The organism is Bradyrhizobium sp. WSM4873, assembly GCF_055811355.1.
Genome location: NZ_JBVVPS010000005.1, coordinates 170,260 through 188,542, shown reverse-complemented (window position 1 = coordinate 188,542; position 18,283 = coordinate 170,260). Strand labels below are relative to the sequence as shown.

The following is an 18,283-nucleotide window of genomic DNA, read 5'->3' as shown; positions in this document are numbered from 1 at the left end:
GCTCAATCGGTTGCGTGCGTTCCGCACAGCGAAAAAAGAAGGGCCGGCAACGATGCCGGCCCTTCATCATGATAAGGTCTTGGTAACCGTTTAGTAGCGCGCGACCGCCGAGTTGGCCCAGTTGAAGCGGTAGTTGACGCCCGCCTTGATGGTGTGGTCGTCGGTGGTGAAGTTGCCGGTGCCCGCCAGCGGACCACCGGTGAAGTGCGCGTCGCCGAAATTGTAGTACTGGTACTCGGCCTTGGCCGACCAGTTCGGGGCGAACATGTATTCGAGGCCGGCGCCGACGGTGTAGCCGTTGCGGTGGTCGCCCGTGATGACGAAGGCAGCCGGCACGCCGCCGACAGTGACCTTTTCGTTGTTGTCCGAATAAGCGTAGCCGCCCTTCACATAGAGCAGGCCCGGACCCCAGGTGTAGCCGACGCGGCCGGTGATCGAGCCGAGACCGCGCTGGTCGTTGGTGTAGGCGACGCCACCCGGGAACACCGCGCCGACGCTGCCGGAGAGCCAGGAATACTGGCCTTCGACGCCGACGACGAAGTTCGGGTTGAACTGCCAGTCCGCACCGGCCTGCAAGCCGCCGAGGAAACGGCCGTTGCCGTTATTGCCGGTGGAGAGGCCGCTGAAATTGTTGTCGCTGGAGAACGCGCCGCCGACATGGCCGCCGATATAGAAGCCGGTCCAGTTGTAGATCGGCGCGGCATAAGCGGGCGCGGGCGCCTTATAGTAATTGCGGTTACCGAGATCGGCACCGACCGCCGGTGCGGCAGCGCCCACAACGAGCAGCGCAACGGTCGCAAACAGAAACTTCTTCATCGTCCAACTCCAACACTTAGGTCCCCGGCAGGCGCGCTTTCCGCGCCGTCGTTGATTCTGCAGATAGCTCGCTTTTGACGAAAATGCTGTCACATCCGTGGCACAGCGGCAGCCAACCTAACGTATTGGGCTGCAAATAATTTTCGTGCTTAATGGCGGCTTAAGAAATGGTGAAGGAAGGCTTAACCCGGCGCTATTAGGGTAACTTGCGCGCGCATCTCCTTAACCAAGACGGCGCCGCGCCTCATCGCGCATCTGTTCGCGGAATGCAGCGCGCTTTGCGGGCCGGTCTTCCTCGCGCACGTCATGGCGATCGAAGACGTCGAACTTCTCCAGGATCGGATAGCGCTCGCTCGCCATCGCGAGCACGCGCAGCACCTTGGTCGCCGACGGTGTCGGGCCGCTCACTTCCCAGCGCCGAATGGTGTCGGCGCCGCCCTTCTCCGGCAATCCGCAAAGCCGGGCCATGTCGGCCGCGGTGAGCTTGCGTTCGAGGACGTCTGAGAGATCGTTGCGGAGTTGCTTCAGTTCGGGACCGGTCATGTCGCCTCAATACGCGCAGTCGATGAGGTGAATGCACTAGCGCTGATTCGGGTCCATCCGAAGGCGAGCCGCGCGTCAGAGGCGGGCGTGCTAGTCTCGCGCCCGCCGGGCTCAGCAAAGGAAAGGATAGCCGCATGCCCGTGTTCAAGCTGCCTCTGTCGGGGGACGTCGTGCAGTCCATCAACCCGATCACGTCGTTCTTCAGCCCGACCGGCGGCCAGTTCGGTCTCGTGAACATCACGGTGGGCCAATCCTCGGCGCCCGATGTCGAGAAGGACCTGCTGTCGGATGTCGGCAGTTACGGCAAGCAGATCGGCCAGGTTGCGGATGCGCTGCTCGTGGTCATTGAGCATCTGGAAGCGCTCGGTGACAGCGCACTCGGCGACGACAAGGCAATCACGGCTTTCAAGGAGCTGATGCACTCGGTCGCGACCGTCAAGGAGCGCCACAACCGCAAGGCCTGTCGTCCGCGGCGGCGCTGATCAAGCCGTGCAACCGCTCCCCGGCACCTTCGCCCGCGCACGGAGTTATGAACGGGACCGCTATGGAATTCTTCCGAACAATGAACACTTGGCGCAAGGGGTCCACGGCGACCAAAGGATCAGCCATGACAAGCCTCAAATTCGCAATTGCCGCACTTATCACGGTTGGCCTAACTACGGCCCCCTCCGTTGTCGAGGCGAAGAAGCACAGATCCGCCAGACATTACAGCTCCGGTCTCGCGGCCCCGAACTATGGCAGCGCTGGAGGGGCGATGGCCGCGCCGTCGAGGGCTTACGGTAGCTCAGGACAGTCGGTCGGGACGGTCACGGCGCCGTCGATCGGCACGTATAATTGGCCGTCGGTCGGCGTGACCAACGCAGTCCCGACCTGGAGTAACACAAACCCGCCCGTCCGGTAGGCGCGCCTGTTCGGCGAGCCAATCCCGGTCTCCGCCTGCCGGTCGCAATGCCAGAGAAGATGGAGCGCGACCAGTAATGATCATGGCGGTGGACCAGGCATTTCGGATCGTTCAGGGACAGCGCAGCTCGATCCTAAATTCCCCGGCCGGCCTGTTGGCCCATCACGCAGCGCCATCCGGCGAGACGCTCGGCCGGATGCTGGTTCATCCATTCGGCGAGCTGTGGCGCACCCATCAGGCACGATTGCATCGAGACGTCGGCGAAGTCGGATGTGGTGACGGTCTGCTCGTGACAGTTCGCTGGAGAGGCGAGGTTGCAGAGCACGGCGATGATCTTGATCACGCGAGGTTGCCTCCGTCGCCGCGACGCGCGGAGGCTCCGCTCGACGATTCGCTTGCCGGATCAGCCGGCGGGAAAATGCTGTCGTAGATCGCGCGCGCTTCCTGGATGAGGCGAATGCGCTCGCGCTCGGATTTCGAGACAAACTCAATAACCTGGCCCATGTCGGCTCCAATAGATCCTCGATCCATCATCACATGATGGAAATCATTTCATCCGGATGTGGGGTGCCGGCTCCGGCTTTGCAGCCGTGCAGCGGTCACGAGGGATAAAAAGCCCGTGAGTATTCCGTTCCTGAGGTGGAGCAGGATACCTTCAACGATGCGCCCGATCTCACGGCGCATCTGTTCGGTGGGGACCGCTTCGCTTCATCGTGATGAAGAGTTGAGCCCCGCGGGATGATGGCACGGCGGCACATTTTGTCGCGCGTGGAGTTGTAAGGTCACTCAGTGCACGGGTTGCCTCGACGAACGGCATCGCGATTGAGAGACCGCGCCCGAAAGGATCAGCCATGACAAGAACGAAACGCTCCATTGCTGCACTTATTGCTCTCGGATTGTCTGCAACGCCACTCGCTGCAAACGCACAAACGTCGGGGACGGGGACACCAAACAGCACGAGCGGACGCTCCGGAGCACCGGTACAGCAAGGGACCATTGGAAGTTCCGGGCAGACCGTCGGAACCGTGACAGCGCCGTCGATCGGAACGTCCAACCAGCCCTCCGTCGGCGTAACAAACTCAGTCCCCACCTGGAACAACACGAACCCCAGAACCAAGTAGAAGCCGCGATCGGCTGATTTAAGCTGTCGGCGCGTGCTCTCTCTGCCCGGGGACGGCCGCGAGCAGTTCGCGCGTATAGGCATGCTCGGGCGCGGCGAACAGCTGAGCGGTCGGTTTCAGCTCGACGATGGCGCCGCGCTGCATCACCGCAATGCGGTCGCAGATTTGCGCCGCAACGCGAAGGTCGTGGGTGATGAACAGCATCGAGAGGCCGAGGCGAGCTTTGAGGTCTTCGAGCAGCCTCAGGACCTGCGCCTGCACGGAGACGTCGAGCGCCGAGACGGCCTCGTCCGCGACGATGATCTCGGGCTCGAGCGCGAGCGCGCGCGCAATGCCGATGCGCTGGCGCTGGCCGCCGGAGAATTCATGCGGATAACGCTCGAGCGCGCCGGCATCGAGCCCGACCATCTTGAGGAGATCGCGAGCGCGGTCCAACGCCACCTTCGGATCGGTGCCGGCCGCGATCGGGCCGTCGGCGATGATGTGGCCGACCTTGCGCCGCGGATTGAGCGAAGCGAACGGATCCTGGAAGATCATCTGGATGCGATGGCGCTCGGCGCGTAGCGCCTTGCCCGCGAGCTTTGTGAGATCCGTCTCGCCGATCCGCACGGTGCCGCGATCGGCTTCGATCAGCCGCATCACTAGGCGGGCCACCGACGATTTTCCGGAACCGGATTCGCCGACGAGGCCGAGCGTCTCGCCCTTGAGAATCGTGAAGTTGACTTCGCGCGCGGCATCGACGCGGCGGTCCTCGCGAAACCAGCCGCCCGAGGTGACGTAGGTCTTGTCCAGTCCGATCACCTCGACCGCCTTGGCCTGGTCGTCGAGGGGGCTGCGGGCGGGCGGGTCCATCGTGGGCACGGCGGCGAGCAGCGCCTTGGTATAGTCGTGCTGCGGCGCGTTGAAGACCGCCGAGGCGGGCCCTTCCTCGACCACCTTGCCATGGCGCAACACGACGACCTGGTCGGCGATGTCGGCGACGACGCCGAAATCATGGGTGATGAACATCACCGCCATGTTGCGATTGCGCTGGAGGTTGCGGATCAGCTTCAGGATCTGCGCTTGTGTGGTGACGTCGAGCGCGGTGGTCGGCTCGTCCGCGACCAGCACCGCCGGTTCGAGCGCGAGCGCCATCGCGATCATGGCGCGCTGGCGCTGGCCGCCGGACAGCTGGTGCGGATAGGCGCGCACGATGCGTTCGGGGTCGGGCAGGCCGACTTCGCGCGCCAGCGACAGCGCCTTGGCGCGCCGCTCCTTCGGCGTGAGCAGGCCGTGCGCCTCGAACATCTCCGCCATCTGGTCGCCGATCCGCATCAACGGATTGAGCGCGGTCATCGGCTCCTGGAAGATCATCGCGAGCCGTCGGCCGCGCAGATCGCGCCAGCCGTCGTCGTCGAGTTTGAGCAGGTCGCGGCCTTCGAACTGGATCTCGCCGGAGGTGACGGTGACCGTGTCAGGCAACAGGCCCATCAGCGCGTGCGCGCACATCGATTTGCCGGAGCCGGATTCGCCGACGACGCAGACGATCTTGCCGGGCCTCAAATCGAGCGAGACGCCGTCGACCGCGAATGGCCGTTCCGCCCCCTTGGGCAACGCGATCCGCAGATTCTTGATGGAGACGGCGGGCGGTGCGGTCATGATCAGCGGCCCTCCCGCGACAGTCGCGGATTGAGCGCGTCGTTGAGGCCTTCGCCGATCAAATTGAGGCCGAGCACCGAGATCAGGATGGCGACGCCGGGAAACACGGTGATCCACCAGGCCTGGCGGATCACGGTGCGGCCGGCGCCGACCATGTAGCCCCAGGAGATCAGATTGGGATCGCCGAGGCCGAGGAATGCCAGCGAGGATTCCAGCAGGATCGCGGTTGCCACCATCAGCGAGGCCAGCACGATCACCGGCGACAGCGTGTTCGGCAGGATTTCGCGCAGGATGATCCAGGTGTTGCTCTGGCCCGTGACCACGGCGGCCTGGACGTATTCCCGCGTGCGCAGCGACAGCACCTCGCCGCGGACGAGGCGCGCGACCGGCGGCCAGCTTACCAGCGCAATCGAGGCGACGATCGAATAGATCGAGGGCTGCAGGATTGCGACCAGCACGATCGCGAGCGCAAAGCTCGGAATGGTCTGGAAGAACTCGGTGAAGCGCATCAGGGCGTCGTCGACCCTGCCGCCGAAATAGCCGGACATGGCGCCGATCGGCACGCCGACGACCAGCGCCACCAGGGTGGAGACCATGCCGACGAGCAGGGAGACGCGTGCGCCAAAGATCATGCCGGCGAACACGTCGCGGCCGAGCGCGTCAGTGCCGAGCGGCACGGTCGCGAGCGTGAACGGCGGCAGGAACGGCCGCTGAACCATGCGCCAGGGCGAGTTCGGGAACAGCATTGGACCGAACAAGGCGACCGAGATCGCAAGCAGCAGGATGATCAGCCCGATGACGCCGCTCGGGCTCCTCATCATCGATTTCCAGAACTGTTTCATGTGGTGAATTCGATGCGCGGGTCGACCAGGCGATAGACCAGGTCGGTGATGAGGTTGAAGATCAGGACCATGGCGGAGCAGATCACGAAGACGCCGAGCAGCAGATTGTAGTCGCGCTGGAGCAGGGCGTCGTACATCAAGCGTCCGATGCCGGGCCAGGCGAACACGGTCTCGGTGATGACGGCGCCGCCGATCAGGGTGCCGGAGTGGACGCCGGCGAGCGTCACGACGGGCAGCAGCGCATTGCGCAGCACATGACGGCGCTGGATCACGGCGTCGGACAGACCCTTCGCGCGCGCCGTCTTGACGAAGTCGAGACGCTTCACCTCCAGCATCGAGGCGCGCGTCATGCGGGTGTAGGTCGCCATGAAGAACAGGCCGAGCGTCATCGCCGGCATGATCAGGTGCCTTGCGACGTCGACAGCATGAGCGAAGCCGGTGAGGTTGGCGCCGACCGTTTCGTAGCCGAAGCTCGGCAGCCAATCCATGGTGACCGAAAACAGCAGGATGCTCATGAGCGCCACCCAGAAGATCGGCATGGCGTAAAAGATGAGCGCAAAGACGGTGATCGCGGTGTCGAGAAAGGTTCCGGCAAAGCGCGCGGCGAAGGTGCCGAAGAGAATGCCGAGCACGAGCGAGATCGCGAAGGCCGTCAGCGTCAGCAGCAAGGTCGCCGGCAGCCGCTCGCCGATCAGCTTCGCGACCGGTGCCTGCTGGCGGAAGGAGAAGCCGAGGTCGAGGGTAGCAATGCCCTTGACGTAGATGAAGAGCTGCTCGGGCAGCGGCTTGTCCAGGCCGAACTTCTCCCTGAGCTGCTGGACGAAGATCTGGTCGCTGGCGCCGGCCTCGCCCGCCATCACCACGGCGGGATCGCCGGGCGCAAGCCGGATCAGGAAGAAATTGAGGACGACGATCGCAAGCAGGACGATCACGCCCTTCGCGACACGCTGAGCGACAAAGGAGAGCATTGTTAGATGGCGATCAAATCAGGTTGAACGCAGCGGCAGTCGCGGTGCGCCCCCTCTCCCGCTCGTGGGAGAGGGTAGGGGAGAGGGTATTTCCGCAGAGGGATTGCCAAGTGGAGAGAACCCTCACCCGCTACGCTCTTCGAGCGTAGCGACCTCTCCCGCAAGCGGGAGAGGTAAGGGGAGCTTGGAACGCCCGTCATTACTTGTCGAGCCATGCGTCCTTGAAGCCGTCATTGACCCCGATGCCGGTCGTGATCAGGTTCTTGACCTTGCAGCGCATGATGGTCGGGAATTGCAGCTCGAGCATCCAGGCCACCGGCACGTCCTCGACCAGGATCTTCTGCGCCTTCTCGTAGATCTCCTTGCGCTTGGAGTCGGGCGTTGCCACCGCGCCGTCGGCGAACAGCTTGTCGATCTCAGGGTTGGAGTAGCCCTCGACGTTGTTGAACACCTGGCCCTTGGCGATGGCGCTGGAGACGTAGTTGCGGCCGACGCCGAGCGCGGGATCGCCGTATTGGTACAGATAGGTGAAAGCGATGTCGTAGTCCCAGTCGCCGATCTTCTGGTTGCCGCCGGCGACGTCGGTGGCGATGGTCTCGATGTTCATGCCAACGTCCTGGAGGTTCTGCTTCACGGCTTCACCCCAGCGCTGCCAGGTCTCGCCATAGGCGAGCGGCAGAAGGCGGATCTTCTCGCCCTTGTAGCCGGCTTCCTTCAGCAGCGCCTTGGCCTTGGCGGGATCGTAAGGATATTTCGGCACGTCGTTGGTATAGTATTTGATGGTCGAGGCCGACGGGCCGGTCGCGACCTTGCCGAGCCCGTTCCAGATCACGTCCTTGGCGAAGTCGCGGTCGATCGCATACATGACCGCCTGCCGCACCCGCTTGTCGGCGAGCGGACCCTGGCGGTTGTTGAGCCACAGCCAGGCCAGCGGTGAGAAGAACTCCCAGCCGGCACCGGTGACGCAGGTATCCTTCAGCTTGGACAGCCGCGGCACGTCGAAATTCTCGACCGAACCGCCGGGCAGCACGTCGACCTTGCCGGTCTCATACGCCACCGAGCGCGCCGCAGCGTCGGGAATGATCTGCCAGTAGATCTCGTCGAGATAGGGCTTGCCCTTCTCGTAATAGTTCGGGTTCTTGACCAGGCGGATGAAGGAGCCCTTCTGCCATTCCTTGAACATGAAGGGGCCGGTGCCGACAGGGGCGTTGTTGTAGGGATTGGTCTTCCAGTCGGTACCTTCATAGAGATGCTTCGGCACCATCGGCATCGAGCCGACCTCGAAGATGCCGAGGAACGGACCGAACGGCTGCTTCAGCGTGAACACCACCGTGTAGTCGTCGGGAGCCTCGACCTTGTCGACCTGCGCGAGATTGTTGCGGGCGCGCGCATGCGTCTGTTTCAGCATCTCGAGCGAGAACAGCACGTCGGCGGCAGTGAAGGGCTTGCCGTCATGCCAGGTCACGCCCTTCCTGAGCTTGAACGTATAGGTTTTTGCGTCCTCGCTGACGCTCCAGCTCTCGGCGAGCTCCGGCTGCGGTTCGAGCTTGGGGCTGTAGCGAAGCAGGCCCTCGAAAATGTTGCCCGACACCATCTGCACCGGGCCGTTCTGGACCATCGCCAGCATCAGGCCGGGCGGTTCGGGCTGAATCACGGCATTGATCGCTCCACCCGCTTTCGGCTCTTGCGCCAGCGCAGGGGCCGCGAGGCCGCAAGCCAGGAGGACACCAAGCAACACTCGTTTTGACATGTCGTATCTTTCTCAAGCGAGACCAGCCGCAAACGCTTCGCACGTCGTGGCGCGCAAAGCTACGGCCGGCCCATCCCAGTCCCCATCCGGGATCGAGGCTCACACGGTCTCATTCGGCGCCGCAAGATGAAAGTCTCGACAATGTTCGCACAAAAAATGTACAGCGCGTCCTGTTATGGCGTTTGACGGCCAAACCGGCGCCGCCGCGCCGCGCGGCTTCAGGAGGGCCGCAGCACCCGTTGCAACTCGGCAAGCGCATCCGCGAGTTGCTCCCGGTGCGCGATGTCGTCCTTGGGGATGGCCGCGACACTGCCCGCGAGCTCGCGCAGGATCCCGGCGAGCAGGCCGAAATTGAGGTGCAGGTGCACCGATTTGCGTTCGTCCGCGGTGCCCGGATGCTGCAGCACCAGCGCAACGCCGCTGCCGTCGAGACGTGCCTCGAACCGCGATGAATGCCCGAACGTGCCGACATAGAACTTGTCGGGATATTCGAGCGCGATCTCTGCCTTGTCGGGAACCGGCTTGGACATGTGAGCCTCGTTGATGTGATGCTATTCTGGCCGGGAATAAACTCGGCCGCCTTGCGATAGGTCAGAGGCGGGCTCGCTCCCGATTTGATTCGGATCAAAGCCGGGCTGCGGCTTCTGCGATCTGATGGCAGGACGGGTGAAGTTTCCGCGTGCCCGGTCAACTGCGAGTGCATCGGCAATGAACGTCCATTCCACCATTCCCGAAGCCGATTCAGGCGATATCACCATCTCTCTCGTGGACGAGGCGTCGGCACGTTGCGCGCAATTGCTCGGCGATGCCGGCCTCAGGCTGACGCGCCACCGCCTGGCGCTCGGCCAAATGCTGTTTCTCCGCCCTCATCGTCATGTGACAGCGGAGGGGCTTTATGAAGAAGCGACGGCCGCCAATCTGCGGCTGTCGCTTGCGACCGTCTACAACACGCTGAACCAGTTCACCGAAGCCGGCCTGTTGCGCCGGATCGCAGCCGACGGCATCAAGTCGTTCTTCGACACCGACACGTCCGTGCATCCGCATTTCTACCTCGAAGGCGAGGATGTGCTGGTCGACGTCACCGACGGTCTGACCTTCACCAGGATGCCCGAGGCGCTTCCGGGCCACGAGATCGCGCGGCTCGACGTCGTCGTCCATCTGCGCCGCAAGCGCGACGCGAACCCGGCATGAGGATCGTCTAGCGCAAGCCGGCCCGCCGGAATCCTTCCAGATAGTGCTCGCGGTCGGCCTCGTTGGCCCATGGCAATTGCGTCGAAATCCAGTGCAGCGAGATGTTGGGCTGGGTACGGCGGAGCTCGCCCAGCGCCATCTCCGCAAGCACGCCGTCGCCGGTCATGCCGGCAGAAACCGCGAGCACGCGGTAGGCGCCGGTGAGGTCGCCGCGATGGCGGATCGCCTCCCGCGCGAGCGCGATGGCCTCGCCATAGCGCCGCTCGGTGAAGCGGGCATAGCCGGCGATGCCGTGATAGATCGCCAGGGATGGATCGCGCGGCGAGAGCCGCATTGCCCTCTGCGCGGCCTCGAATGAATCCTTCGGTCGCCCGGTATAGGACAACGCCAGTGCGTAATAGCCTTGCGCCAGCGAGAAGTTCGGATTGAGCGCGAGCGCCTGCTCGAACTCGGACAGTGCGTCCGCAAGCCTTCGCGTCGAGAAGTAGACGCTGCCGAGCGCGGCGTGCGCCCAGGCGTCCTCGTGGTCGCAGCGCACCGCGGCGAGCGCGGCGGCTTCCGCCACCGGCGCCACCACCGCAAGCTCGGCCCAGCCGAGATGCACGCCGAACATGTGGTTCGCCGCGAGCACTGACAGCGCTTGGCCGTAGTTCGGATCGATCCCGACCGCGCGTTCCAGCAGCGCGCGCGCGGCCTCATGATCCCGCCGCGTTACGCGCCAGTAATGCGACAGCGCCCGCATCAGGAGATCCCAGGCATCCAGGCTCGCGGGGGGCTTGCGATGGGCGCGAAAACTTTCCGCCGCATGAATCTGCGGCTCGATCGCCGCGGCGATCGCGTTGGTGATTTCGTCCTGCACGGCGAACACGTCGACCAGCTCGCGGTCGTAGCGCTCGGCCCAGAGATGGCTGCCCGACGTGGCGTCGTTGAGCTGCGCGGTGATGCGCACCCGGTTGTCCGACTGGCGCACGCTGCCTTCGACGACGTAGCGGACGCCGAGTTCCTCGGCGATCTGCCGGATGTGGACAGCGCGGCCCTTATAGGTAAAGGACGAGTTGCGGGCGATCACCATGAACCAGCGCTGCTTCGATAGCGCGGTGAGGATGTCCTCGCTGATGCCGTCGCCGAAATAGTCCTGTGCGGGATCGCCGCTCATGTTCTCGAAAGCGAGCACCGCGACCGCCGGACGGTCCGCCAGGGCGCGCGGCAAAGCAGCGACGGCTTGCGTGGGGGCGGTCGCGGCTGCCACTTCTTCCCGGACTTCGCCGACGAAACGAAAGCCCTTGCGCGGAATGGTCTTGATCAGCCGCTGGCTCGCACCGTCGTCGCCGAGCGCCTTGCGGGCGGCGTTGATCCGGCTGTTCAGGGCGGAATCCGAGATGATCCGGTCGCTCCAGATCTGACTGATCAGGTCATCCTTGCTGACCACGCGGGTGCGCTGCGCCACCAGATAAAGCAGGAGATCGAACACCTGCGGCTGCAACGGCACGGCGGCTCCGCTGCAGGTGAGTTCCCGCAGGTCGCCGTCGAGCACATTGTTTTCAAAGCAAAATCGCACGTTTCTGTCGTCTCAAGCAAAAATCAAAGTCGTCTCAGGCGAAAATCAACCGTCCGCGAAAGTCTTGGGACCTCGGGTGCGGCATGGTGCAGCGACCAATGAAGTGCCGGCGTTTTGGCACAACGGAGCTGTTTATGACCCAAATTGATCATCAGGTTCATCCTATCGGCCCGGTTGCGGGCTCACGCATTTTCAAGTTCATCGCCTTTCTGTACGGAATTGCGGCGTATCTCGTGTTTTTCGTCACCATTCTCTACGCCATCGGCTTCGTCATGGGGCTGGTGGTGCCGAAGACCATCGACACCGGGACCGATACACCCGCGGCCGAGGCCGTCATCATCAATCTGCTCGTGATGGCCCTGTTTGCGGTCCAGCACAGCGTGATGGCGCGCCGGCAATTCAAGGCCTGGTGGACGCAGTACGTCCCCAAGCCGGTCGAGCGCAGCACCTATGTGTTGTTTGCGAGCCTGTCATTGCTCCTCCTGTTCTGGCAGTGGCGCCCGCTGCCCACGGTCATATGGGATGTCGCGAACCCGGATCTTGCTGTGACGATCGTCACGCTGTCGCTGGTGGGCTGGGTGCTGGTGTTTACCTCGACCTTCATCATCAATCACTTCGAGCTGTTCGGATTGCATCAGGTGACCAATCATCTCGTTGGCAAGGAGGCGTCGCCGCCGCGCTTCAAGACGCCACTGCTCTACAAGTTCGTCCGTCATCCGATCTATCTCGGCTTCATCATCGCGTTCTGGGCGGCGCCGGTCATGACCGCGGGCCATCTGCTGTTCGCCGCCGTGACCACGCTCTACATCTTCGTCGGCATCGCGCTGGAGGAGCACGATCTCATCGACCTCTTCGGCGACGAGTACCGGCAGTACAAACAACGGGTCTCGATGCTTATTCCCTGGCGCAAGTCGGTATAGCTTACGCGTCGTTCGGCCGCGTCCGCCGAAAGGAGGACGCGCGGCGGCGCCGAGGCGCGTAACGGATCCTGCCGGACGCAACCTTCAACGCTTCTCGGGGTGATCCCCCGTCACCCTGACGCTATCAGTGCGAGCAAAGCTCGTCGCGACCCCGCATTCGTTTTTGCCGAGTTCTCGGCAAACAGGAGCGGGGAGAGGAATCTCAACAATCATCAACGGAGACGACCTAATGAAACATGTTGGAAACTGCTTCTGTGGCGCAGTCACGATCGAGGTCACGGGTGCGCCGGAGGCGATGGGCTATTGCCATTGCAGCTCGTGCCGCTCGTGGTCGGGCGGTCCGGTGAATGCCTTCAGTCTGTGGAAGCCCGAAGCGGTGCGCATCACCGAAGGTACAGAGAACGTCGAGACGTTTACCAAGACGCCGCTCAGCCAGCGCAAGTATTGCAAGAAATGCGGCGGTCATCTGATGACCAACCATCCGCCGCTCGGCCTGATCGACGTCTTCACCGCCGCTATCCCCACTCTCGCGTTCACGCCCGGCGTCCACGTCAACTACGCCGAGACGGTGCTGCCAATGCGTGACGGCCTGCCCAAGCTCAAGGATTTCCCGGCCGAGTTCGGCGGCAGCGGCGAGATGATGCAGGAGTAGCGGCCCCCATCTCCTCTCCCGCAAGCGGGAGAGGAGAAATTCGCTACCTCATCCCCGCGCGCCGCAATCCCTCAAGGTAATGCTCGCGATCCTCGTCCCGCAGCATCGGCAGCTCACGCGTGATCCAGGCGAGCGAGATGCCGGGTTGGGCGCGGCGCAAGCCTTCCAGGGCGGACGCCGCGCGCGCGGAATCCCCCGACATGCCGGCGGCGGCCGTCAGCACCCGATGCGCGCCGACGAAATCGGCGCGCTGCCGCATCGACTCGCGCGCCATCTGTGCGGCTCCTTCGTAATCGCGGCCGATGAACCGGGCATAGGCGGCAACGCCGCAATAGATCGCCGCGAGCGGGTCGCGCGGGCTCAGCCGCAGCGCGCGGCGCGCGGCGACATCGCCGTTCTGCCATCGTCCCGCGTAACACAGTGTCACGCCGTAGAAGGCATGCGCCATCGCAAAGTTCGGATTGAGGTTCAGCGCCAGCTCGAATTCGGCCAGCGCGTCGTCGAAGCGGCGGCGGAATAGATAGGTATAAGCCAGGCCATGATGGGCCCAGGCATCCTCGCGATCGGCCTCCACCGCCGCGAGCGCGGCGCGCTCGGCGACCGGCACGGTCACGGCCATGTCGGACCAGCCCATATGCGCGCCGAAGATGTGGCTGGTCGCGAGCAGGCCGAGCGCCTTGCCATAGGTGGGATCGAGCGCGACGGCCTTTTCGAGCAGTCCTTGCGCGGCGGCATTGTCCTCGCGGGTGATGCGCCAGTAATGCGACAATGCGCGCATCACGAGGTCCCAGGCATCCAGGCTTCCCGGCGGCTTCTGCTGGGCGCGAAAACTCTCGGCGGTATAGAGCTGCGGCTCGATCGCGGCGACGATCGCCTCGGTGATCTCGTCCTGCACCGCGAAGATGTCCGCAAGCTCGCGGTCGTAGCGTTCGGCCCAGAGATGGCTGCCGGTCGAGACGTCGTTGAGCTGCGCGGAGATGCGCACGCGATCACCGCTCCGCCGCACGCTGCCTTCGAGCACGTAGCGCACGCCGAGCTCGCGTGCGACCTCGTTCATATGCACTGCGCGGCCTTTGTAGACGAAGGAGGAGTTACGCGCGATGACGAAGAACCAGCGCAGCTTCGACAGCGCGGTGATGATGTCCTCGCTGATCCCGTCGGAGAAATAATCCTGCTCGCGGTCGCCGCTCATGTTGGTGAAGGGCAGCACCGCAATCGCCGGCCGGTCCGGTAGCGGCAGCGGGGCCTGCAGAAGGTTCGCTCCGAAGTGGGATTCCGGCGCGGTCGCCCCACGCTTGGTCTCGACGTCGCCGACGAAACGAAAACCCTTGCGCGAGATGGTGCGGATCAGCGCCTGGCTCGCGCCGCTGTCTCCGACCGCCTTGCGTGCCGCATTGATCCGGCTGGTCAGGGTGGATTCGGAGACGCTGCGCCCGTGCCAGATCTTGTCGATCAGCTCGTCCTTGCTGACCACCCGGTCGCGGTTCTCCATGAGGTGGACGACGAGATCGAACACCTGCGGCTCCACGGCAACGGGAACCTGCTCGCGGCTCAGCTCGCGCAAGTCGGTATCGAGCAGGTGATCCCGGAACAGAAACTGCACGTCGAAAACTCAGACCTCAAGGCAACATCGGGCAATGATGAAAGCAAGACGGATTTCGGCTGATGTCTGTGAGTCCGCCGATGGGCCTGCCCGGTTCACCACGATCGCGTGATGGCAGGCATGCAGTTTACGGGGAGGAATGCAACCTGGATTAGAATAAAGCCGTTTCGGCCGGATTGTCGCGATTTCCTCACGTCATTGCGAGCGCAGCTAAGCAAATTCAGCCTGTCGCCGCGGAGACAGCATGGATTGCTTCGTCGCAAGGGCTCCTCGCAATGACGGTGTTGAGGCAATGGCGTGCGGCAGCTTCCCATGTTGTCCTGGCCTTCGCGACAGCATCGAATACCTGCCGAATAGTGAATGTCCATTGCCGAACAGTTCCGTGTGCGTAAGCTGCCCTCACACAAAACACCAACCAGAAGAAACGCCCATGCCCGCTTTTCATGCCTCGACCACCGTGCTGGATTCCATGTTGTTCCGCGATGCCTTCGGCACGCCGCAGATGCGGGAGGTGTTTTCCGATATCGCGACGGTCGCGCGCTATGCCGAGGTCGAGGTCGCCCTGGCGAAGGCGGAAGCGAAGTGCGGGGTGATTCCGCAGGATGCCGCCGATCAGATAGCGGCTCGGACCGACGCTGCCGTGCTGGATTTCGACCTGTTGCGGCAGGAGACCGATGTCGTCGGCTATCCGATCCTGCCGCTGGTGCATCAGATTGTGAAGCAATGCGGCGATGCCGGCCGCTATGTGCATTGGGGCGCGACCACGCAGGACATCATGGACACCGCCGTGGTGCTGCAACTGCGCGCCGGGCTCGAGATCGTCGAGCAGGACATCGCGAGCTTGCGCACAATCCTCGCCGACCTCTCGAAGCGCTACCGTGACACGCCGATGGCGGGCCGCACCCATCTTCAGCAGGCGCTGCCGGTCACCTTCGGCTACAAGACAGCGATCTGGCTCGCTATGTTCGACCGCCATGCCGAGCGGATCCGTGAATTGAAGCCGCGCGTCCTGGTCGGCCAGTTCGCCGGCGCCGCCGGCACGCTGGCCTCGCTCGGCGACAAGGGGTTCGAGGTGCAGGAAGCGCTCTGCGCCGAACTGAAGCTTGGCGTTCCCGCCTCGACCTGGCATGTCGCACGCGACGGTTTTGCCGAGGCCGTGAACTTCCTGGCGCTCGTCACCGGCTCGCTCGGCAAGATCGCGCTCGACATCATGATCATGGCCTCGACCGAATTCGCCGAGGTCTACGAGCCCTTCGTCAAGGGACGCGGTGCTTCCTCGACCATGCCCCAGAAGCGCAACCCGATCTCCTCGGAACTGATGCTCGCGGCGTCGAAGGCGGTGCGCCAGCACGCCGGCCTCATGCTGGATGCCATGGTGCAGGACTTCGAGCGCGCCACCGGGCCCTGGCACGCCGAATGGATGGCGATCCCCGAGAGCTTCGTGCTGACCGCCGGCGCGTTGCACCAGGCGAAGTTTGCGCTCGCCGGCCTGATCGTGGACGAAAGCAAGATGAACGAGAATCTGGCCGTCAGCCGCGGTCTGATCGTGGCCGAAGCCGTCATGATGGGGCTCGCGCCGCAGATCGGGCGGCAGGAGGCCCATGACGTGGTCTACGACGCCTGCCGGCTCGCCCATGAGAAAGGTCTTACGCTGGCGGACGCGCTATCGTCCGATTCCCGCGTCTCTGTCAGAATCGACCGTGCCACGATCGAGGCGTTGACATCACCGAAAAATTACCTCGGCCTTGCTCCCGCCATGGTCGACCGGGTGCTGAAATCGGCAACGCGTTGAAAACCAAAATGCGCGAAACCGCGTATCTTTGGGGTGTCGCAAGGCACTCGCGCACTTGTGTCCAGCGATGCTAGACTTAAATTGAGCAAGAGACGTTCGGCAGAGGATCCGACATGACTGGTCAACGCATCACTTCCACTCCCATCGATCCCGTGAAGCTCGACCGGCTGGCCGAGGTGGCGGTGAAGGTTGGTCTGGGCTTGCGGCCGGGCCAGGATCTGCTCTTGACGGCACCTGCGATCGCATTGCCGCTGGTGCGGCGGATTGCCGTGCATGCCTACAAGGCCGGCGCCGGCATCGTGACGCCCATACTCTCGGACGAAGAGATGACGCTGGCGCGCTACCGTCACGGTCACGACGACAGCTTCGATCGCGCCGCCAACTGGCTCTACGAGGGCATGGCCAAGGCGTTCTCGAACAACACCGCGCGTCTTGCCATCGTCGGCGACAATCCGATGCTGCTCTCGGGCGAAGATGCTTCCAAGGTCGCGCGCGCCAGCAAGGCCAATTCCATGGCCTATCAGCCGGCGCTGGAAAAGATCGTCAATTTCGACACCAACTGGAACATCATTGCCTATCCGAGCCCGTCCTGGGCGAAGCAAGTCTTTCCGAACGATCCTGAAGAGGTCGCGATCGGCAAGCTCGCGGACGCGATCTTCGCGGCGTCCCGCGTCGATCGCGAGGACGCGCCGGCCAATTGGGCGAGCCACAATGCGGTGCTGCGGGAGCGCACCAACTGGCTCAACGGCCAGCGTTTCCGCGCGCTCCAGTATTCGGGCCCGGGCACCGACCTCACCATCGGCCTCGCCGATGGTCATGAATGGGAGGGCGGGGCCTCGCTGTCCAAGAACGGCATCAGCTGCAACGCCAACATCCCGACCGAAGAGGTCTTCACCACGCCGCATTGCCGGCGCGTCTACGGCCATGTCGTGAGCTCGAAGCCGCTGTCCTACCAGGGCACGCTGATCGACAACATCGCGGTGCGCTTCGAGGACGGCAGGATCGTCGACGCCAAGGCTTCGCGCGGCGAGGAGGTCCTGAACAAGGTGCTCGACACCGACGAGGGCGCGCGCCGTCTCGGCGAGGTGGCCCTGGTGCCGCATTCCTCGCCGATCTCGCAGAGTGGATTATTGTTCTACAACACGCTGTTCGACGAGAACGCGGCCTCGCACATCGCGCTCGGCCAGTGCTATTCGAAGTGCTTCGTCAACGGCGCGCAGCTCACGCCGCAGCAGATCGCGGCGCAAGGCGGCAACCAGAGCCTGATCCATATCGACTGGATGATCGGCTCGGCCGAGACCGACATCGACGGCATTCTGGCCGACGGCAGCAAGGTGCCGGTGTTTCGCAAGGGCGAATGGGCGAAGTAACTACGCCGCCGCGTTGCGCAGCATCGGGCTGTTGTCGATGCTGAAGCGGTTAAACAGCGTCGTGAACGGGCTGCCGTCGGTGGCCCGCACGACGGCGTCGGAGGCCGCCACCGCGTCGTAGAGCGCACCGACCGGATCATTCGCCTCGGGCAGGTCGAGACCCCCGCGGATTTGCTCGCGGGCCTCGTTGACGTCGTCCTCGTCGTCGAGTGTCGCCTCCAGCGCGTCCGCCGCCCGCCGCATCTCATGGAGGTCACCGCCGGCGGAAAATTTGAGGATGTCGAGCCAATAGGGGCGCGCCACAACGAGCTGGACGAAAGCCTCGAAACTCTCCGCGACGATTCCCGCGCGGCCTTCCGACGAGACGTAGAGTACGTTCTGAGAGGGCAGCAGCACGAACGCGCCGCCGGAGCCGTCACTGCCGATCTGCCAGGGGCTTTCGATGCCGTCGACGGTGAACCAGGGCTCCTCGTCGGTTGCGAAGGAGACATCAAGGCTGCCGAGCCAGGCGACGACCTCGCCTTGAGCTGCGAGAACCTCCGGGGTGAGGGGCATCGGTATGGCTCCTTTCAGATAGCTTCGCGCACTTTGTCGCACCCCGAAAAAGAAGGGTTCATG

At 63.8% G+C, this 18,283-nt stretch carries 20 protein-coding genes; 8 read left to right on the top strand and 12 right to left on the bottom strand.

The genetic code is table 11. The features are described from left to right. Positions 1-90: 90 nt before the first annotated feature. On the bottom strand, positions 91-816 hold the full coding sequence (locus AC0L21_RS10680; RefSeq protein ID WP_473261024.1) for an outer membrane protein: 726 nt from the start codon (positions 814-816) through the stop codon (positions 91-93). A gap of 222 nt (positions 817-1,038) precedes the next feature. Next, on the bottom strand, positions 1,039-1,359 hold the full coding sequence (locus AC0L21_RS10675; RefSeq protein ID WP_007599476.1) for a hypothetical protein: 321 nt from the start codon (positions 1,357-1,359) through the stop codon (positions 1,039-1,041). Positions 1,360-1,493: 134 nt separating this feature from the next. Between AC0L21_RS10675 and AC0L21_RS10670 the strand changes: the two genes are divergently transcribed. Both AC0L21_RS10670 and AC0L21_RS10665 read left to right on the top strand, forming a co-directional pair. Further along, on the top strand, positions 1,494-1,841 hold the full coding sequence (locus AC0L21_RS10670; protein ID WP_473261022.1) for a hypothetical protein: 348 nt from the start codon (positions 1,494-1,496) through the stop codon (positions 1,839-1,841). A 125-nt stretch (positions 1,842-1,966) separates the two neighbouring features. Next, positions 1,967-2,260: a hypothetical protein gene (locus tag AC0L21_RS10665; RefSeq protein WP_473261019.1), complete on the top strand. Its 294-nt coding sequence runs from the start codon at positions 1,967-1,969 to the stop codon at positions 2,258-2,260. Positions 2,261-2,393: 133 nt separating this feature from the next. Here the strand turns inward: AC0L21_RS10665 and AC0L21_RS10660 are convergent, their stop codons facing one another. Together AC0L21_RS10660 and AC0L21_RS10655 are read right to left on the bottom strand one after the other, a co-directional pair. Then, a complete protein-coding gene (locus tag AC0L21_RS10660; RefSeq protein ID WP_473261017.1) occupies positions 2,394-2,603 on the bottom strand; it encodes a hypothetical protein in 210 nt (69 codons plus the stop codon). Then, complete coding sequence (locus AC0L21_RS10655; RefSeq protein ID WP_473261015.1) at positions 2,600-2,764, bottom strand: hypothetical protein; 165 nt, start codon at positions 2,762-2,764, stop codon at positions 2,600-2,602. Before AC0L21_RS10655 ends, AC0L21_RS10660 begins: the two co-directional genes overlap by 4 nt. Positions 2,765-3,111: 347 nt before the next feature. Here AC0L21_RS10655 and AC0L21_RS10650 point away from each other — a divergent pair, with 347 nt between their 5' ends. Continuing rightward, the gene (locus AC0L21_RS10650; RefSeq protein WP_473261013.1) at positions 3,112-3,381 is read left to right on the top strand and encodes a hypothetical protein; all 270 of its coding nucleotides are present in this window, start codon (positions 3,112-3,114) and stop codon (positions 3,379-3,381) included. An 18-nt stretch (positions 3,382-3,399) separates the two neighbouring features. Here AC0L21_RS10650 and AC0L21_RS10645 read toward each other — a convergent pair whose 3' ends face one another. From AC0L21_RS10645 to AC0L21_RS10625, 5 genes are all read right to left on the bottom strand, one after another. After that, on the bottom strand, positions 3,400-5,019 hold the full coding sequence (locus AC0L21_RS10645; protein ID WP_473261011.1) for an ABC transporter ATP-binding protein: 1,620 nt from the start codon (positions 5,017-5,019) through the stop codon (positions 3,400-3,402). Between the two features lie 2 nt (positions 5,020-5,021). Then, positions 5,022-5,861: an ABC transporter permease gene (locus tag AC0L21_RS10640; protein WP_473261009.1), complete on the bottom strand. Its 840-nt coding sequence runs from the start codon at positions 5,859-5,861 to the stop codon at positions 5,022-5,024. After that, positions 5,858-6,829 (bottom strand): ABC transporter permease, encoded by a 972-nt coding sequence (locus AC0L21_RS10635; protein WP_473261007.1) that lies wholly within the window; start codon positions 6,827-6,829, stop codon positions 5,858-5,860. The genes AC0L21_RS10640 and AC0L21_RS10635 overlap by 4 nt, the downstream gene beginning before the upstream one ends. Before the next feature lie 199 nt (positions 6,830-7,028). After that, positions 7,029-8,579, bottom strand: a complete 1,551-nt coding sequence (locus AC0L21_RS10630) for an ABC transporter substrate-binding protein (protein WP_473261005.1) — start codon at positions 8,577-8,579, stop codon at positions 7,029-7,031. A 218-nt stretch (positions 8,580-8,797) separates the two neighbouring features. Then, entirely contained in the window at positions 8,798-9,109 is a 312-nt protein-coding gene (locus tag AC0L21_RS10625; protein WP_007599501.1) for a hypothetical protein, read from the bottom strand. 178 nt (positions 9,110-9,287) lie between these two features. Between AC0L21_RS10625 and irr the strand changes: the two genes are divergently transcribed. Then, positions 9,288-9,770, top strand: coding sequence for a Fur family transcriptional regulator Irr (gene irr, locus AC0L21_RS10620; RefSeq protein WP_473261003.1), 483 nt, complete (start codon positions 9,288-9,290; stop codon positions 9,768-9,770). Between the two features lie 7 nt (positions 9,771-9,777). Here the strand turns inward: irr and AC0L21_RS10615 are convergent, their stop codons facing one another. Further along, on the bottom strand, positions 9,778-11,328 hold the full coding sequence (locus AC0L21_RS10615; protein WP_473261001.1) for a winged helix-turn-helix domain-containing protein: 1,551 nt from the start codon (positions 11,326-11,328) through the stop codon (positions 9,778-9,780). Positions 11,329-11,462: 134 nt separating this feature from the next. Here AC0L21_RS10615 and mddA point away from each other — a divergent pair, with 134 nt between their 5' ends. Beyond that, entirely contained in the window at positions 11,463-12,248 is a 786-nt protein-coding gene (gene mddA / locus AC0L21_RS10610; RefSeq protein WP_473260999.1) for a methanethiol S-methyltransferase, read from the top strand. A gap of 229 nt (positions 12,249-12,477) precedes the next feature. After that, the gene (locus AC0L21_RS10605; protein WP_473260997.1) at positions 12,478-12,900 is read left to right on the top strand and encodes a GFA family protein; all 423 of its coding nucleotides are present in this window, start codon (positions 12,478-12,480) and stop codon (positions 12,898-12,900) included. A gap of 43 nt (positions 12,901-12,943) precedes the next feature. Here AC0L21_RS10605 and AC0L21_RS10600 read toward each other — a convergent pair whose 3' ends face one another. After that, positions 12,944-14,503, bottom strand: a complete 1,560-nt coding sequence (locus AC0L21_RS10600; protein ID WP_473260995.1) for a winged helix-turn-helix domain-containing tetratricopeptide repeat protein — start codon at positions 14,501-14,503, stop codon at positions 12,944-12,946. Positions 14,504-14,933: 430 nt separating this feature from the next. On the opposite strand from AC0L21_RS10600, the gene pcaB reads away from it, so the two are divergent. Next, on the top strand, positions 14,934-16,295 hold the full coding sequence (gene pcaB, locus AC0L21_RS10595) for a 3-carboxy-cis,cis-muconate cycloisomerase (RefSeq protein ID WP_473260993.1): 1,362 nt from the start codon (positions 14,934-14,936) through the stop codon (positions 16,293-16,295). 113 nt (positions 16,296-16,408) lie between these two features. Further along, positions 16,409-17,665, top strand: a complete 1,257-nt coding sequence (locus tag AC0L21_RS10590) for an aminopeptidase (protein WP_473260991.1) — start codon at positions 16,409-16,411, stop codon at positions 17,663-17,665. Here the strand turns inward: AC0L21_RS10590 and AC0L21_RS10585 are convergent, their stop codons facing one another. Beyond that, on the bottom strand, positions 17,666-18,220 hold the full coding sequence (locus AC0L21_RS10585) for a hypothetical protein (RefSeq protein ID WP_473260989.1): 555 nt from the start codon (positions 18,218-18,220) through the stop codon (positions 17,666-17,668). Positions 18,221-18,283 lie beyond the last annotated feature (63 nt).

Excerpts from the sequence above, each read along its gene's own strand:
- AC0L21_RS10670 (WP_473261022.1), top strand. The coding sequence starts at position 1,494 with ATGCCCGTGTTCAAGCTGCCTCTGTCGGGGGACGTCGTGCAGTCCATC.
- AC0L21_RS10675 (WP_007599476.1), bottom strand. The coding sequence starts at position 1,359 with ATGACCGGTCCCGAACTGAAGCAACTCCGCAACGATCTCTCAGACGTC.
- AC0L21_RS10640 (WP_473261009.1), bottom strand. The coding sequence starts at position 5,861 with ATGAAACAGTTCTGGAAATCGATGATGAGGAGCCCGAGCGGCGTCATC.
- AC0L21_RS10605 (WP_473260997.1), top strand. The coding sequence starts at position 12,478 with ATGAAACATGTTGGAAACTGCTTCTGTGGCGCAGTCACGATCGAGGTC.
- AC0L21_RS10635 (WP_473261007.1), bottom strand. The coding sequence starts at position 6,829 with ATGCTCTCCTTTGTCGCTCAGCGTGTCGCGAAGGGCGTGATCGTCCTG.
- AC0L21_RS10650 (WP_473261013.1), top strand. The coding sequence starts at position 3,112 with ATGACAAGAACGAAACGCTCCATTGCTGCACTTATTGCTCTCGGATTG.
- AC0L21_RS10630 (WP_473261005.1), bottom strand. The coding sequence starts at position 8,579 with ATGTCAAAACGAGTGTTGCTTGGTGTCCTCCTGGCTTGCGGCCTCGCG.
- AC0L21_RS10680 (WP_473261024.1), bottom strand. The coding sequence starts at position 816 with ATGAAGAAGTTTCTGTTTGCGACCGTTGCGCTGCTCGTTGTGGGCGCT.
- AC0L21_RS10645 (WP_473261011.1), bottom strand. The coding sequence starts at position 5,019 with ATGACCGCACCGCCCGCCGTCTCCATCAAGAATCTGCGGATCGCGTTG.
- irr (WP_473261003.1), top strand. The coding sequence starts at position 9,288 with ATGAACGTCCATTCCACCATTCCCGAAGCCGATTCAGGCGATATCACC.
- AC0L21_RS10665 (WP_473261019.1), top strand. The coding sequence starts at position 1,967 with ATGACAAGCCTCAAATTCGCAATTGCCGCACTTATCACGGTTGGCCTA.
- AC0L21_RS10585 (WP_473260989.1), bottom strand. The coding sequence starts at position 18,220 with ATGCCCCTCACCCCGGAGGTTCTCGCAGCTCAAGGCGAGGTCGTCGCC.
- pcaB (WP_473260993.1), top strand. The coding sequence starts at position 14,934 with ATGCCCGCTTTTCATGCCTCGACCACCGTGCTGGATTCCATGTTGTTC.
- AC0L21_RS10590 (WP_473260991.1), top strand. The coding sequence starts at position 16,409 with ATGACTGGTCAACGCATCACTTCCACTCCCATCGATCCCGTGAAGCTC.
- AC0L21_RS10625 (WP_007599501.1), bottom strand. The coding sequence starts at position 9,109 with ATGTCCAAGCCGGTTCCCGACAAGGCAGAGATCGCGCTCGAATATCCC.
- AC0L21_RS10655 (WP_473261015.1), bottom strand. The coding sequence starts at position 2,764 with ATGGGCCAGGTTATTGAGTTTGTCTCGAAATCCGAGCGCGAGCGCATT.
- mddA (WP_473260999.1), top strand. The coding sequence starts at position 11,463 with ATGACCCAAATTGATCATCAGGTTCATCCTATCGGCCCGGTTGCGGGC.